Raw genomic sequence first — 15,534 nt, forward strand, 5'->3', positions numbered from 1 at the left:
TCCCCTAGATGGTTGTAATTTTACATCTTTTAGGGCGTGAAACAGCCCTGCGATTAGACGGGACAAGGACAAACAAACACCCTCTTACAAATCTTCGTGGACTACATTACATAGCTAAAGAGCCATTTTATGGAGTTCAATCTCAATCATTATCCTTACCATTCCCACCGTCGGGTTATTTTAGGCAAAAAATATGCTGTTGCTACTAGTCAACATTTAGCAACCCTAGCAGGAATAGAAATGTTTTTAGCAGGAGGAAATGCAGTTGATGCTGCCGTTGCGACTGCGATTGCTTTAACCGTTGTTGAACCTACATCAAATGGAATTGGTTCAGATGCGTTTGCGATTGTTTGGGATGGGAAATTACATGGTCTTAATGCTTCTGGAAGAAGTCCTCAACAACTGAATTTAAAATCATACTTAGGTATGGAAAAAATTCCGCAATTAGGATGGTTATCTGTAACTGTTCCTGGAGCAGTTTCTGCTTGGTATCAATTATGGAATCGGTGGGGAAAATTACCGTTTGAACAACTATTTACTCCAGCAATCCGTTATGCAGAACAAGGGTTTTCATTGTCTCCCATAATTGCACAATATTGGCAACGTCAAGAAAATATTTATCTGTCTCTAAATTCTCCAGAATTTCAGCCGTTCAAGCAAGTATTTTTTCCTAATGATCGCGCTCCTAAAACAGGAGAAACATGGGGGAGTTTATGGTTTGCAGAAACATTAAAAGAAATTGCTAATAGCGGTACAGAAAGCTTTTATAGAGGAAAATTAGCGGCGGCAATCGCTAATTTTTCTGCTGATACAGGAGGATGTTTAACAAAAACTGATTTAGCCAATCATCAACCCATTTGGTGCGATCCAATCTCAACTCAATACAAGCAATTACAAGTGTGGGAAATCCCTCCCAATGGACAAGGAATTGCTGCATTGATGGCACTGAATATTTTAGAAGGCTTGAAAATTGAAAACTATGCTCGTGATTCAACCGAAAGTTTCCACTATCAAATTGAAGCGATGAAACTTGCTTTCGCTGATGTTTATTCTCATGTTTGCGATCCAGGTTTGATGAAGGTTTCTGTTAATCAGCTACTAGATAAAAATTATGCCATACAGCGTCAATCCTTAATCGAAGATACAGCAATTACTCTAGCTAATACAGGATTAACTCAAGGAGGAACTGTTTATTTATGTACTGCCGATCCAGATTTAATGGTATCCTTTATTCAATCTAACTATGAAGGATTTGGTAGCGGTATTTTAATTCCTGAAACTGGAATTTCTTTACAATGTCGGGCAGCAGGATTTACTTTACAAGAGGGACATCCTAATCAAGTTGCACCACAAAAACTTCCATTTCATACTATTATCCCCGGTTTTCTGACTAAAGACAATCAACCTTTAGGGCCTTTTGGGGTTATGGGCGCACCAATGCAACCACAAGGACACTTACAAATGGTAGTTAATTTATCTGACTATCAAATGAATCCTCAAGCTGCTTTAGATGCACCTAGATGGCGATTTTTAGAAGGCAATAAGATCCTTTTAGAAAAGGGTGTAAGTTCTGAAATTATTGAAGGCTTAAGAAAGCGAGGTCATAATCAGGAAATTGCTTCTGAAATAATGTTTGGTAAAGGTCAAATGATTCTGAGACATAATGGAGTCTTAGTTGCTGCTTCTGAATCTCGTTCTGATGGTTTAGCATTAGCATATTAAGCACTTGGATTTTTGATTAGATCGGTAATAATATTTAATCCACATTCCGCACTTCATTTGATAATACATATTTGGTATAATTTATAATTACAAACTAGCTGTAGACAGCCTTTGCAAAACGCTCTGCCAAGTAAATAATGTCTTGTCTACGAGCAATTTGGTTCATCCATTGTTTGGGAATATTTTCTACCCCGTAATAAATTCCCGCCAACCCACCGGTGACGGCGGCCGTAGTATCGCTATCTCCGCCTAAGTTGACAGCTTTTAGCACCGCCTCAGAATAAGACGAACTATTTAATAAACACCACAGGGATGATTCTAAGGTATCAATCACATAGCCACCAGAATTAATCTCTTCAACTGGTATCTTGGCAATCTCACCACTCAAAACTCTGCCAAAATGTGGCTTCTCTAACAAAAATTCTCGGACAGAATAAATTGTTTGGATATCTTGCAGTACTTGTAAATAAGCTGTTTGCGGGTCAGCCCCTTCCAAGAGGGCCACTGCAATACTAATATAAATGCCGCAGGCCATTTGCGATCGCGCATGAGCATGAGTAATCGCCGAAACATCATGCACCCGCGCCAGCAATTCGCCTAAAGTTAAGCTTCTGTGACAATAAGCCATCGGCAAGATTCTCATTAAAGAACCATTGCCATTACTATTTTCAACCTTACCGCCCGCCTGATGGGGAACAACTCCCTGCTTAAGGCGCATAATTGCTGTATGAGTAGTTTGACCAATGTCAAAGACATCGCCACGGGGAGTCCAGTAAGCCTCCTTGTACCAGCGCCAGAAGGAATTGGCTATGGCATCCAACGAATACCCCCTACAAAGGCATTCTGCCAAGCAAAAGCTTAACGAACTGTCATCTGACCAAGTTCCTGGTGGTTGATTCCATGTGCCATAACCTTGCATCGTTGTCACTGGAGATTTTACTCGTTCAGCACGGCTAGTAAACTCCACCGGCACACCCAACGCATCACCGACACATAAACCCATCAAACCAGACAACGTTTTTGCAGCGGTTAGCATTATTCAATCTCCACAATAATTGCTCAAAATTAACTTTATAGATTCCTTCTATAGCTTGTTGCAACAGATGCTACAGCCTACTTTTTCATCATCTGTGAAAAGCTCGGCAAAAAAACCTAATCGGGTATTTGATTTACCATATCCCGATTAGGTTTTAGTTCCAATTATTGTGACAGTTTTAAAAGCGTCTATTGGGGAACAAAGAACCAGAATGGAAAGACATTGAGATGTAATTATAACAGCTTATTTATCAATTAAAAGGATAATTGTCCTGTAAGCGTTATGCATTAATAACAACAGTCATTTAATAAAACTTGGGAATCATTTGGAACATTATTACTTTATTTTCGACCTGGAATATACAAGTAAAAAATACAAAATTTGGTCAAATTTATGAAACGCTTACTCAAGTCTTTCGTGACAATTTCTGCATTGTCTTCCTTAATAGTTGCTCCTTTTGTTCTATCAGCTGGTCAAGCTTCTGCTGAGACTAAAAAGGGTACTGATGCTAGTTATGTTGGTGCTGGTGTTGCAGCTGGCGTTACCAGTGGCGGACAAGGTATCAATGATGATGCTACCTTTGGCGGTAATGTCACAGGTCGTGCGAAATTAGGAAATACGCCGTTTTCTGCACGTGGTAATGTCCTCTGGAGTGATAAAACAAGTGCCATAATTCCAGAACTTTCTGTGGATGTGCCCATTGCTAATAGAACTAATGCCTATTTAACTGGTGGTTATTCTTTTGTAGAGAAAGATGGTTCACCAACTCCTATAGGTAACAGAGATTCAGTAGTGGTAGGTGCTGGTGTTGAATCGGAAGTTGCTAACAATTTCCTTGTCTACACTAATGCTAAAGTCGGACTTGGTGCCTACCAAAATAGCGATGCTTCTGCTGTTAGCATCAATGGTGGTATTGGCTATCGTTTCAAATAAAAGATTATTGAGTCCTCAGTCAGTTTATACTTTACTTAGTACTCAGGACTCAGCACTCAAAACTCACTACTCCCAAAAGCTGGTTTTGTTAAGTATTACATCACTGACAAAGCCAGCTTTTGCCGTGGTAAAATTAAAATATTCCTCATTATTCCGGCCGGATTACCGGGGATAAAGTAGCCGAAGGGTGCTGATTCGGCGTCTACTAATGCTTTATTGAGAATACTATACAAGTCTAATGGTTAAATCTGCTCCTTCCCCCATCGCTAGCCGTAAGCCTTCCAAACTCGAAGGAATCAAGGAAAATAGTAATTTTTTGCGTGAACCTGTAGCAACTGAGATCCTTCAAGATACTACCCATTTTACCGAAAATGCGGTGCAGCTTTTGAAGTATCACGGTTCTTACCAGCAGGATAACCGCGACAACCGCACCAAGGGACAGGAAAAAGATTACCAGTTTATGCTGCGGACAAAAAATCCGGGTGGTTTAGTACCACAGCAGCTGTATCTGGCTTTAGATAAACTAGCTGATGAGTATGGCAACCACACCTTACGAGTAACTACCCGTCAAGGTTTCCAAATGCACGGAATTTTAAAGAAGAATCTCAAGTCAGCAATTGCCACAATTGTCAAGAATCTGGGTACGACTTTGGGAGCTTGCGGCGACATCAACCGCAACGTGATGGCACCACCAGCCCCCTTTAAGAATCGTCCAGAGTATCAGTATGCTTGGGAGTATGCCCAGAATATTGCTGACTTGCTCTCAGCGCAAACAGGTGCTTATTACGAAATTTGGTTGGATGGGGAAAAGGCAATTAGTGCCGAAGAGAACCCAGAGGTGAAGGCGGCGCGACAGCGCAATGGTAATGGCACAATCATCCATGACAACGAAGAACCAATTTATGGCACTCACTATATGCCCCGCAAGTTTAAAATTTGCGTGACAGTGCCAAGGGATAATTCGGTTGATTTGTATTCTCAAGACCTGACGTTGGTAGTAATTATCAATAAGAAGGGACAATTAGAAGGATTTAATATTTTTGCTGGTGGTGGTTTAGGTAGAACCCACGGTAAAGAAGAAACTTTTGCTAGGTTAGCAGACCCCATCGGTTATGTGGCCAAAGATGACGTTTACGATATAGTGAAAGCGATTGTTGCTACTCAGAGAGATTATGGCGATCGCACCGATCGTCGTCATGCCAGATTAAAATATCTAATCAACGATTGGGGTGTAGATAAATTCCGCACCCAAGTTGAAGAATATTTCGGTAAACCAGTTGAAGCCTTCAAACCACTGCCAGAGTTTAAATATCACGACTTCCTTGGCTGGAATGAACAAGGTGATGGCAAGCTATTCTTAGGAATTTCCATTGATAATGGTCGAATCAAGGATGATGGTTCGTTTCAACTGAAAACCGCCTTACGGGAAATTGTCGAGCAGTTCAACTTACCCATCCGCCTGACAGCCAACCACAACCTGATTTTTTACGATATCGAACCAGATAACAAGGAAGCTATTCAAGACATCCTCAGCCGTCACGGTGTCGGAGACGACCCTAGCAAAATCGAACCTTTAGTACGGTATGCAATGGCTTGTCCGGCTTTGCCTACTTGCGGTTTGGCAGTCACGGAATCGGAACGCGCAATACCGGGTATTTTGGAGCGGATTCGCGCTCTGTTGGATAAATTGGGTTTACAAAAAGAACATTTTGTGGTAAGGATGACAGGATGCCCCAACGGTTGCGCTCGTCCGTACCTGGCAGAATTGGGTTTTGTTGGTAGCGCTCCAGAATCTTACCAATTATGGTTAGGAGGTTCGGCAAATCAGACTCGACTGGCACAACCTTATATAGAAAAGTTGCACCATAATGACTTGGAAACGTTCTTAGAGCCGATTTTCGTTTACTTTAAGAAATCCCGGAAATCGAAGGAAAAGTTTGGTGATTTTTGCGATCGCGTTGGTTTTGATACTATCCGCGAATTTGCTGCCACATACGAATCCCAAACAGCCGATGGTGCAAATAAATCGCGCCATCGGGTCAATTTGAAAGAAGAGGTTTATAGCAAGTTGAAGGAAGTAGCAGAAAGTCAAGGTAAGCCGATGACTCAGTTAGTGACTGAAGCGCTAGAAGCTTACTTTCAGAATCTTTCGTAAGCCGAATAATTAAATCATGAATGGATACAGATGGATTTATCTGTGTCCATTCATAGTTTGATATTCTTGAAATTCCAAAATCTTATGTCTCAACTGCAAAGAATTGCGATCGCACCCTCCCAACTCCAACAAGGGCAAATTTTACTCACAAAAGAACAACAGCATTATTTAGGGCGTGTGTTGCGCTTACATGAAGGAGATTGCTTTATTGCAATGGATGGTAAGGGAAAATGGTGGTTAGCAGAGCTAGCAGGGGAACAAGCACAGGTTTTAGAACCACTTTTAGTAGAAACTGAATTACCTGTATCGATTACGCTGATGGTGGCGTTGCCCAAAGGTAATGGATTTGATGAAGTGGTGCGGTGTTGTACAGAGTTGGGAGTAGCTTGTATTGCACCAGTATTGAGCGATCGCACTTTACTTCATCCTAGTCCTCAAAAGCTCGAACGCTGGCGGCGCATCGCTGCAGAAGCCGCCGAGCAATCAGAGCGCTCTTTCGTGCCGACAATTTTAGAGCCTGTTGCTTTTAATACTGCTGTCACCGAGAATCAGACAAGTTACCGTTATATTTGTGAGGCTCGTGGAGAGTATCCCCATTTAAGCAAGGTGCTGAGTAGCATTTCTGAGGAGATTCTTGTTGCTACTGGGCCAGAAGGGGGATGGACAATACAAGAAATTGAGAATGCAAAGTCAGTTGGATTTCAACCTGTTTCCCTTGGTCGCCGCATTTTGAGAGCAGTTACAGCCCCAGTAGTAGCATTATCCTTGATTACCGCAACTTGTGAAGTATAAATGATTTATAGCTCACGCAAAATTACTTTTGCGCGAGACATCACTCCAGCGTGTATTTAAAGTAAGTGATGATTGAGCAAGTTGCGATCGCTTTTGAGCATAAAGACTATAAAACAGCAGCTAAATTACTCAAACAGCTGCAAAAAGAATCACCCGAAAATCCTTGGGTACAATATTATCTCGGTCGGCTACATGAAGTATCTCAAAAGCGCCAAGATGCAGAAAAAATTTATCGGCAACTGCTGCAAGATATAAGGAATGCCAAAATAGTGACGCTTGCACGTCAAGGTTTGCGACGGCTACAAGAAATGGAGTTAGAAGAAAGACAAAGAGCTATTTCTCAAGCAACAGCCCAACCGAATAACACCGAACTTGGCGTACTAGTCTTAGAGCCACTCAGTACAGAAATGAAAACAGAAGCGTCTCGAAAATTTGCCCAGATTATGCAGCTAGACCCCTACACTGCACGGCTGATACTACCAAGTCGTGGCTGGAGGTTGTACCGCACTGGCCAAGTAGGAGAACTAAACTTTTATGGCAAACAGCTACAGCAGGCTGGTATTCCTTGCTTTTGGGCGACAATAGCGCAAATTCAGCAAATTCAAGTTTATCAAGTCAAATATTTCCAAGCATCTACCCTACAAGCTACTGTTGTTTGCCGAAACGAGGTAAATCAACTCGGTTCTCTCACCTTTGACTGGTCAGAAGTCACAGCAAGAGTAGTGGGACTTTTGCCCATTTTTGAACAAGTTGTAGATGTTGATGCTCACCGTAAACTGGAATGGAAAACTCAAACACAAGACTATGCTCAGTTTTGTGATTTACACATACCTGGTAGACGTTGCATTCTCCGACTTTATGATAACGGCTATAAATTTCAGCAAGGGTTAGAAAGCATTCCCCAAATTAGCCAAAATACAATCAGAATTAATTGGAATAGTTTATCGAGTTGGATTGACCAGCAACTTCCTCAAGTCAAAATCTGGTCAGATTTCACGTCCTTTGCAGATACAACATTAGATCAAACAGAAATGTTGAGTCATATCAAGTCTCACATCGATCTGTTTCGTCGGGAACAGACTAATTGGGACTCAGCTTTTCATTTATATAGTGGACTGGTGTTTGTTAAATAATTCCTAATTCGTAATGAAGTTACTTATCGAACAGAATTCAGGAGTCAGGAGTCAGAATTCAGAATGAATTTTGTACGACTGGCGGATAGCGCAGCGTAATCAGCATTACTGGCTTGGATGAAATAGAAATTGCTGACCTAACCCAACACCTTCAACAACTAAACTTTGCTTCCGGCTTCACTGGTGAAATCGTCTTTGAGTTCAGCGTCAACAAAGGTCAGCTAGAAAGGGTAGTTTTGGATGAGGAAACCTTAACCCGAAAAGATGGAGTTGTAGTGGAGAAAATTAAGCGATCACTCTTACTTTGGAGAGTTCCCCCATCTACAGATGGCAAAGTTATCTTAACCTTGCATCTTCACGTTTAATCTATAGAGACCGTAAATTTACGGTCTCTATAAATTATTTAGGTGTTTTAATCTGACGTGCCATGTCTAAATAAGCACTCATATTCGCCCCTGGACGACGACGACCATTAGTACTAGTAGTCGAAGGAGCAAGATATTTTGGTGCAAAGGTTGTTTCAGTTGGCTGCTCTTTGAGTACTTTGGCTGCTGCTGCTTTTGCTTTTTTGCCTGGTTCAACTTTAAGACCTTCAGCAGTCTGGACTAATTGAACGTCAGCTGGTTTGGGATTTTTAGCTGATTTTTCCTTAGCCTTAGCCTTAGTAGCAGCGGTTTTTGTTCCATTTAACGAATCTGGCTTGGATGAAGTTGGTGCTTCTGATGTAATTGTCTCTGCTACTTTCTTCACGTTCGATGTAACTGTCGATGTAACACTATCTGCCACTTTCTTCGCGTTTGATGCTACCTCTTTAGCAGCATCTTTGGCAGCATCTTTGGCTTCATCCAATTCTAAGAAGTAGCCGTTGCTTTTCTTCTTTCCTGGTAACAATCCAGTAACAAAACCCAGAATACCGCCAAGGAAACCCTGAATACCCGAAATTAACTTTTTGATAAAATCCATTACAATTACTCCTGCCTTTTACCTTTTATATTTTGAACTCGACCGTAATTGTTAAAAATTACGACAAAATGTTACATTATCTACTTGGCGTCACCCCGTTATAGTGACAACCCTTATAGCCTTGTGCTTAATTATCATTGTAGTAAAACCACAGGGCAAATGTTCTATTGCAAGCATTTGCAACCTGCACACACCGAGAACTAATTATTAAATTTTACTGTAGCTAAGAGCAAGATTCTGAAAGCAAGCTTTACAATAATTAACATTTCTTTGTTTAGTAAATACCCAATTGAAGTTAGACAAGCAGTTTACTCTCAACCAGTGGGAAGAGTGTCATAGCTGAATAGCAAATGGCAAGATAAATTAGTTAAATTTTATACAAACTATTTTTGAAAGCATTTTAGTTTTGTTTGTAACAATATCTTTATAAACGATCCGAAAAGCAATAGCTTCAGTTTGCAGAGCAGTATGTACTTACAAAAGTGAAATACACCCCTTAATTCAGCCAGATTTTGTAAATGAACATTGAAAATCAACAACGCAATCCCGTTTTGTTAATACACGGTATTGACGACACAGAGGCAGTTTTCCATAAAATGGCGGCTCAATTAAGACTACAGGGTTGGTCTGTATATTCCCTAGACCTCGTACCTAATAATGGTGATGTGGGTCTTGATCAATTGGCAAAACAAGTAGCCGATTATGTTACAGCGACCTTTGCACCAGAACAACGCCTAGATTTAGTAGGCTTCAGTATGGGAGGAATTGTCAGCCGTTACTATGTTCAGCGATTGGGAGGAATTAACCGTGTGCAGCGATTTATAACCATCTCTTCGCCCCATTATGGAACTGTAGTTGCTTATGGTTCCCGGCGTCCTGGTTGCCTACAAATGCGCCCTGACAGCATTTTTCTCAAGGATTTAAATTCTGATGCTGTCATGTTGGAACAGCTAGATTTTACGTCTATCTGGACACCTTATGATTTAATGATTGTCCCAGCAAATAGTTCACAAATGCCCGTAGGAAGCAAAGTAATAGTACCAGTTACTCTACACCCTTGGATGCTGACAGACTCCAGGAGTTTAGCGGTAGTCACAGAAGCTTTAGCAAAGCCTATTAAGCTACCCTTGCTAAATAAAAAATCCAGTCAGTAACCAGGATGCTTGTTAAGCTTGCATTACTTAATTTTTAATTTTTAATTTCTTAAGTCCTATCCCCAATTTGCGTATGTTCGTAACTCCCAAAAATCGCCTCTGGATGACGATAATACTTGAACTCCATGAAGTTATAAAAGGGATCTTCTAAAAAGAAAGTGCGATGCTCAAGAGGAGAACCAACAAAGCGATTTTTGGTTTCTTCACGAAAAAGTAGCTGTTGTTGTTGTGCCCTTTTTAGTAAATCTTGCCAGTCACGTTCTTGGGTAAAAATTAGCCCAAAGTGTCTGGGATAGATAGTTTTTTGCAGTGTCAAAGGTTCTTTGGTGACATGAGCCACTAATTGATGACCGTAGAGATTGAGAATCAGGGCATGGTGGTTTTCACGACCAGGAATGCAGCCTAAACCATTTACGTAATATGCTTTTGTCTGGGCAATGTCAGTTACAGGAAAAGCTAAATGGAATAAAGTTTGGCTCATAGCTTGTATTAAAAAGACTAGTAGTTGATGCTATCTACAATTTATGCTATTAAGTTTTGATTGTGGTTAACTTGAACACAGTTTTTATTGATATTAACTTATATTCTTTATCCTTATGACTAAGATTGGGGATTGAGTAATACTTCAGCTACTATAATCTGCGGTGACGGAGAAGAGTCTACCTAACTCAAAAGAAGTTTTGCATTTTGTTTAATCCACGTTCTTTAGTCAATATTGCAGTGTATATCTAAGATATCATTGATAGTTTGACACTCAGCTTTCAGAATGATACCTACGCAATTTAGTTAATAATACAAACATATTACTTTAGCTAGAGAGGTTTCAAAAATAAAGCACTAAGCATCACAAATTCGTTATTCTGTTGATATTCAGACAAAATTACTCATGATTAATTGCTAATGTCATCCTCAATAGATTCTGTAAATCCCTGGTTAGTAGCAGTAGTATTAAACACAATTTTATTGGGTTTAGCTTGGATTGCTCCAAAAAAGCTACTTACCCCTGCTGGATTATTCCATGCCTGGTTTTTGGCCATCTTAATTTGGGTAACTCTAGGCTGGCAAGGATATGCAGTAGTAATGTTCTATTTTTTGGTTGGTTCTGGCGTTACCCGCATTGGGATGGCGCAGAAGGAGGCAGAAGGAATTGCCGAAAAGCGTTCTGGGGCAAGAGGCCCAGAAAATGTTTGGGGTTCGGCTTTAACTGGGGCACTGTGTGCCTTGGGAGTAGGAATAATAAATTCGGGATTCCTCGTACCTACTCCCCAGTCTCTAGTTCCCAATACTTCGGCTGCGCTCAGTACAAGTCCCCTGTCTCTATTATTGTTAGCCTATGTAGCGAGTTTCAGTACCAAGCTGGCCGATACCACTGCTAGTGAAGTCGGTAAAGCTTATGGTAAAAGCACCTTTTTGATTACTACACTCCAACCAGTGCCACGCGGTACAGAAGGAGCGGTAAGCTTGGAGGGAACTTTAGCTGGGATTGTGGCTTCTGTAGCGATCGCATTTGTGGGTTGGGGAGTTGGCTTAATCGATCTATTGGGAGTAGCTTGGTGTGTGCTGGCAGCATTTATTGCCACCAACTTAGAAAGTGTGATTGGCGCAACACTGCAATCTAAGTATACCTGGCTGACCAATGAAGTAGTAAATATTTTTAATACATTAATTGGTGCGATCGCATCTGTGCTACTTGCTTGGACATGGATAAGTTTCATTTAAGTAGACTGAGAAGAAACAATTACTCTGTTAGGTGGGGCATTGGGCATTGGTAGAAAATAACTAATTTACCTTACTACTGCGCCACCACTAATATTTTCAATCCTGATTTTATCCCCACTAGACTGTAAAACTGATTGTGGCAAATTATTTTATTTACTAACTATATAATTTTTTGACCATTTAGATGTAATTAGTTTATGGAATCTTTATCATATTTATCCATTAATGACTAGATGATTTCTATATGATTTAATTTAAAAGTCCTATAAGTGTTTAACCATTTTCACATAATTAGTTCATGGAATCTTTATCATTTTTGACAATTAATGACCAAATAATTTCTATAGAGGAAGCAGTAAAGTACCTGCAAGCCTCTGGAAAATTGGGACAGTTCATTGGGGATATTCTCCGGCAGTACGTAATTGAGTCAGAAATCAGAACACGAGATGATATTGAAATTGGCACCGCAATAACTGAACAGTCAATTATTGACTTTAGGCTGAAAAATCAACTTACTGACCCCCAAAGTTTTCAAGAATGGTTAAAGACAAATAACACAGATTACGCTACCTTTCACACATCGGTTACTTTTGGTTACAAGTTAGAAAAGCTGAAAGCTGTAGTAACACAAACAAAACTCCCAGAATATTTTATTGAACGTAAGATTTTCTTGGATCGGGTGGTACTTTCCCGGATTGTTGTTGATAATCGAGAATTAGCAGACGAACTCCAAACCCAAATTGAAGAAGGAGGTAGTTTTGAGCAACTAGCTAAAGAGTATTCCCTTTCAGATGACCGAATTGTGAATGGCATGATGGGAATCGTCAGCCGAGGTAGTATGCCGGATATATTACGGGCAGCTATTGATGTGGCCAGTCCTGGACAATTGATAGGACCAATAGAAATCGTTGGCAAAGACTCTCCCCAAGGAGAAGGGCCTTATGGTTTGTTTCGAGTAGAACAATTTCTACCAGCGTCTTTAGAAGATACTCAACTACAGCAAGCACTACAAAATGAGTTGTTTGAAAAATGGCTAGCAGAGAAAATTCAAAAACTGACAGTCAAGTTACAAGTGAGTTAAAAATTCTGGATAATGAATCTTTACGATTAAAAGTGCTAGCTTCTTTGCCTTGGAATCAGCCACCGCTATGCTGGCTGACTCCCGAACAACAATCTCGATTGGAAAATGAGTGCCAAACCCGCCAGTATCGTCTTGGAGAAAAAATCTGGTCAAACGATGTCGGTGGTTATCAATTTTTAATTGTGGCTGGGAAAGTCCGCTTGCGAGACGACAGTCGCAACAAGTCGGGTATTGCCCCGCCCAATGCGCTGTCTCAAGAAGGGATTGGCAAACCAATAGCCGCCCTAGATGCAGGGGATTGGTTTGGCGACTTCCAAAAGCTATCTGCGGATTTTAAAGCTGTAGCTGCTAGTAAAGAAGTGGTAGTAGTTTGTTGGGACACTGCACTGTGGGCAGAATTTTCTCACCCACAAATTCAGGAATTTTGGCAAGTGTTACCAGTGGATATGGAGGGAGAAAGGGAGACATTTTCCTTCTCTGGCAATCCTTCAGTAACATCAGTCTCAGACGGGACTTCCAGCCCCCATAGCCTCCAACCCCAAAAAGGACTCCCAGCCGCCAATCTAATCACTTCAATTTATCCGTTTGTTGCCAGCTGGAATACCGCTGCTGCCTGTTTAACAATGGTGGCGCAACAGTTAGAAAATTCTGTGCAACTGGAATGGGTGCAGCGTCAACTCAGAGGACAACGCCCAAAACAGGTTGTGGAAGCAGCAGAAAAGTTAGGGTTAGTATTGCGGCGGTTACAAGTGAGTTGGAGTGAGTTGCGACAGTTGTCATTTCCAGCTTTATTGCTGTGGAATTCTGACTCACCCCAGAGTCCATCCTGGGTGGTGGCTTATGGAGTTAAAGGTGATCGCTTAATTATTGCTAATCCTCTAAATCCCGAACGGACTTGTGAAGGCTTATCACAGTCTATAGTTGAGACATCTTGGGATGGACAATTGTGGCAAGTAGAACTCATATCCCAGCAAGAAAAATTTAACCTCAGTTGGTTTACCCCAGCAGTTTGGAAGTATAAAGGATTGCTCACAGAAGTATTGTTAGCATCTTTTACCTTGCAGCTTTTGGGGTTAACAACACCGTTAATTACCCAAGTCGTCATTGATAAAGTGATGGTGCAGGGGAGTTTGCCAACTCTTGATGTGATGGCGATCGCACTTTTATGTGTAGCTATATTTGAGTCTATACTGGGTATTCTGCGCCTATTCATCTTTACCCATACAGCTCGTCGTCTGGATTTGAGTTTATCAGCACAGCTATTTCGCCATCTGATGCGTCTGCCTTTGGCTTATTTTGAATCGCGGCGCGTCGGAGACACAGTAGCAAGAGTCCAAGAACTCGAACAAATTCGTCAGTTTCTCACAGGTACAGCATTAACTGTAATTCTAGATAGCATCTTTGCTGTGGTGTACCTGGCATTGATGTTTTACTATAACGTCCCACTCACCTTTGTGGCTTTAGCAGTACTGCCACTATTTGCCACATTAACGATAGTTGCAACACCAATTCTGCGTAACTGGCTCAACGAAACTTTTAACCGGAGTGCCGATAGTCAATCGTTTCTAGTAGAGACAATCACAGGAATTCACTCAGTTAAAGCCCACGCAGCCGAACCAGTAGCCCGCGATCGCTGGGAAGGCTTATTTGCCCGCTTCATTCGCACAGGTTTTAAAGCTTCTACCACCTCCAATATCAGCAGCAACATTGGTGACTTTCTCACTAATTTATCCACCATGCTGATTCTCTGGTTTGGAGCCAAGTTAGTTATCGAACAAAAGCTCACAATCGGACAGCTAGTTGCATTTCAAATGCTGTCTGGTAGAGTTACAGGCCCGCTTTTACGCTTAGTACAGTTGTGGCAAAACCTTCAACAAGTGCTACTTTCTGTAGATCGCATTGGTGATATTCTCAACGTCTCCCCAGAAGCTGAACTGGGAACTGGCCTAGTTTTACCACCCCTGAAAGGACAAGTCACCTTCGAGCAAGTATTTTTTCGCTACCGGCCGAACTTTGAAGCAATTCTGCGGGGAATCTCTTTCAGTGCTGAACCAGGGCAATTTGTTGGCATTGTCGGACGTAGCGGTTCTGGGAAAAGTACCTTGTCTAAGCTATTGCAACGCCTCTATCAAATTGAATCAGGGCGCATCCTGATTGATGGTTTTGATATAAAAAGTGCTGATTTAGCCTCACTGCGGCAACAAGTTAGTGTAGTTCTTCAAGAAGACTTTTTATTTAACGGTTCTATTTTGGAAAATATCACTCTCGGTAGTCCCGACATTACCGCAGAGCAAGTAGTAGAGGCGGCAAGATTAGCTGTGGCACACGACTTCATTAGTCAATTACCCTACGGTTACGAAACCAATGTTGGTGAACGCGGTACAGCTTTATCTGGTGGACAGAGACAACGCATTGCTCTGGCAAGGCTATTTCTTTCTCAAGCGCCGATTTTAGTTTTGGATGAAGCTACCAGTGCCTTGGATAGTGAAACTGAACAACAAGTACTGCAAAACCTGCAAAAAATTTCCGCCAACCGTACCGTGTTCCTGATTGCTCACCGCTTTGCTCCCCTTAAACGTGCTGACTTGATTTTGGTATTAGAGCAAGGCGTGATTGCCGAACGTGGTACTCACTCACAATTGTTGCAACAAAAGGGTTTGTATTGGTCGCTATATCAACGGCAGCAAGCAAACATTTAATAGATTTAACTAACTCAAAGCTTGTGGCTATATATAAAGATAAACTTTTGTAAAGCAACTTAAGGATAGCCTTTGGCGAATGGAGTTATGCTCCATTCGCCATTTTAATTTTGATGATTTTAATAATTATCCTTGCTCCAGTCTAGG

The 15,534-nt window shown here is 41.3% G+C and carries 13 protein-coding genes; 10 read left to right on the forward strand and 3 right to left on the reverse strand.

The genetic code is table 11. The features are described from left to right. Positions 1–129 precede the first annotated feature (129 nt). Complete coding sequence (locus tag V7K60_RS23990; protein WP_334929001.1) at positions 130–1,722, forward strand: gamma-glutamyltransferase family protein; 1,593 nt, start codon at positions 130–132, stop codon at positions 1,720–1,722. 94 nt (positions 1,723–1,816) lie between these two features. On the opposite strand, the gene V7K60_RS23995 is transcribed toward V7K60_RS23990, so the two are convergent. Beyond that, positions 1,817–2,758: an ADP-ribosylglycohydrolase family protein gene (locus V7K60_RS23995; RefSeq protein WP_334929003.1), complete on the reverse strand. Its 942-nt coding sequence runs from the start codon at positions 2,756–2,758 to the stop codon at positions 1,817–1,819. 393 nt (positions 2,759–3,151) lie between these two features. Between V7K60_RS23995 and V7K60_RS24000 the strand changes: the two genes are divergently transcribed. The 5 genes from V7K60_RS24000 to V7K60_RS24020 all read left to right on the forward strand — a co-directional run bounded on the left by V7K60_RS24000 (position 3,152) and on the right by V7K60_RS24020 (position 8,136). Further along, complete coding sequence (locus V7K60_RS24000; protein WP_104905937.1) at positions 3,152–3,691, forward strand: porin family protein; 540 nt, start codon at positions 3,152–3,154, stop codon at positions 3,689–3,691. A 238-nt stretch (positions 3,692–3,929) separates the two neighbouring features. Beyond that, positions 3,930–5,846 (forward strand): sulfite reductase, ferredoxin dependent, encoded by a 1,917-nt coding sequence (gene sir, locus V7K60_RS24005; protein ID WP_334929006.1) that lies wholly within the window; start codon positions 3,930–3,932, stop codon positions 5,844–5,846. 84 nt (positions 5,847–5,930) lie between these two features. Next, entirely contained in the window at positions 5,931–6,638 is a 708-nt protein-coding gene (locus V7K60_RS24010) for a 16S rRNA (uracil(1498)-N(3))-methyltransferase (RefSeq protein ID WP_334929008.1), read from the forward strand. Positions 6,639–6,706: 68 nt separating this feature from the next. Next, a complete protein-coding gene (locus V7K60_RS24015; protein WP_334929010.1) occupies positions 6,707–7,771 on the forward strand; it encodes a tetratricopeptide repeat protein in 1,065 nt (354 codons plus the stop codon). Positions 7,772–7,875: 104 nt separating this feature from the next. Beyond that, on the forward strand, positions 7,876–8,136 hold the full coding sequence (locus V7K60_RS24020) for an after-VIT domain-containing protein (protein ID WP_334929403.1): 261 nt from the start codon (positions 7,876–7,878) through the stop codon (positions 8,134–8,136). Positions 8,137–8,170: 34 nt separating this feature from the next. On the opposite strand, the gene V7K60_RS24025 is transcribed toward V7K60_RS24020, so the two are convergent. Then, positions 8,171–8,734 carry a hypothetical protein gene (locus tag V7K60_RS24025; protein ID WP_334929012.1) on the reverse strand — a complete coding sequence of 188 codons (564 nt, stop codon included), beginning with the start codon at positions 8,732–8,734 and terminating at the stop codon, positions 8,171–8,173. 518 nt (positions 8,735–9,252) lie between these two features. On the opposite strand from V7K60_RS24025, the gene V7K60_RS24030 reads away from it, so the two are divergent. Further along, positions 9,253–9,888: an esterase/lipase family protein gene (locus tag V7K60_RS24030; RefSeq protein ID WP_334929013.1), complete on the forward strand. Its 636-nt coding sequence runs from the start codon at positions 9,253–9,255 to the stop codon at positions 9,886–9,888. 49 nt (positions 9,889–9,937) lie between these two features. Here the strand turns inward: V7K60_RS24030 and V7K60_RS24035 are convergent, their stop codons facing one another. Next, positions 9,938–10,369 carry a VOC family protein gene (locus V7K60_RS24035; RefSeq protein ID WP_334929014.1) on the reverse strand — a complete coding sequence of 144 codons (432 nt, stop codon included), beginning with the start codon at positions 10,367–10,369 and terminating at the stop codon, positions 9,938–9,940. A 419-nt stretch (positions 10,370–10,788) separates the two neighbouring features. Here V7K60_RS24035 and V7K60_RS24040 point away from each other — a divergent pair, with 419 nt between their 5' ends. The 3 genes from V7K60_RS24040 to V7K60_RS24050 all read left to right on the forward strand — a co-directional run bounded on the left by V7K60_RS24040 (position 10,789) and on the right by V7K60_RS24050 (position 15,387). Further along, positions 10,789–11,607, forward strand: a complete 819-nt coding sequence (locus V7K60_RS24040) for a TIGR00297 family protein (RefSeq protein WP_334929016.1) — start codon at positions 10,789–10,791, stop codon at positions 11,605–11,607. Between the two features lie 298 nt (positions 11,608–11,905). Continuing rightward, a complete protein-coding gene (locus tag V7K60_RS24045; protein WP_334929018.1) occupies positions 11,906–12,688 on the forward strand; it encodes a peptidylprolyl isomerase in 783 nt (260 codons plus the stop codon). After that, positions 12,637–15,387, forward strand: coding sequence for a peptidase domain-containing ABC transporter (locus V7K60_RS24050; protein ID WP_334929020.1), 2,751 nt, complete (start codon positions 12,637–12,639; stop codon positions 15,385–15,387). Before V7K60_RS24045 ends, V7K60_RS24050 begins: the two co-directional genes overlap by 52 nt. Positions 15,388–15,534 lie beyond the last annotated feature (147 nt).

Origin of the sequence: Nostoc sp., from assembly GCF_036917555.1 — a bacterium.
In the GTDB taxonomy this organism is placed as follows: domain Bacteria; phylum Cyanobacteriota; class Cyanobacteriia; order Cyanobacteriales; family Nostocaceae; genus Nostoc.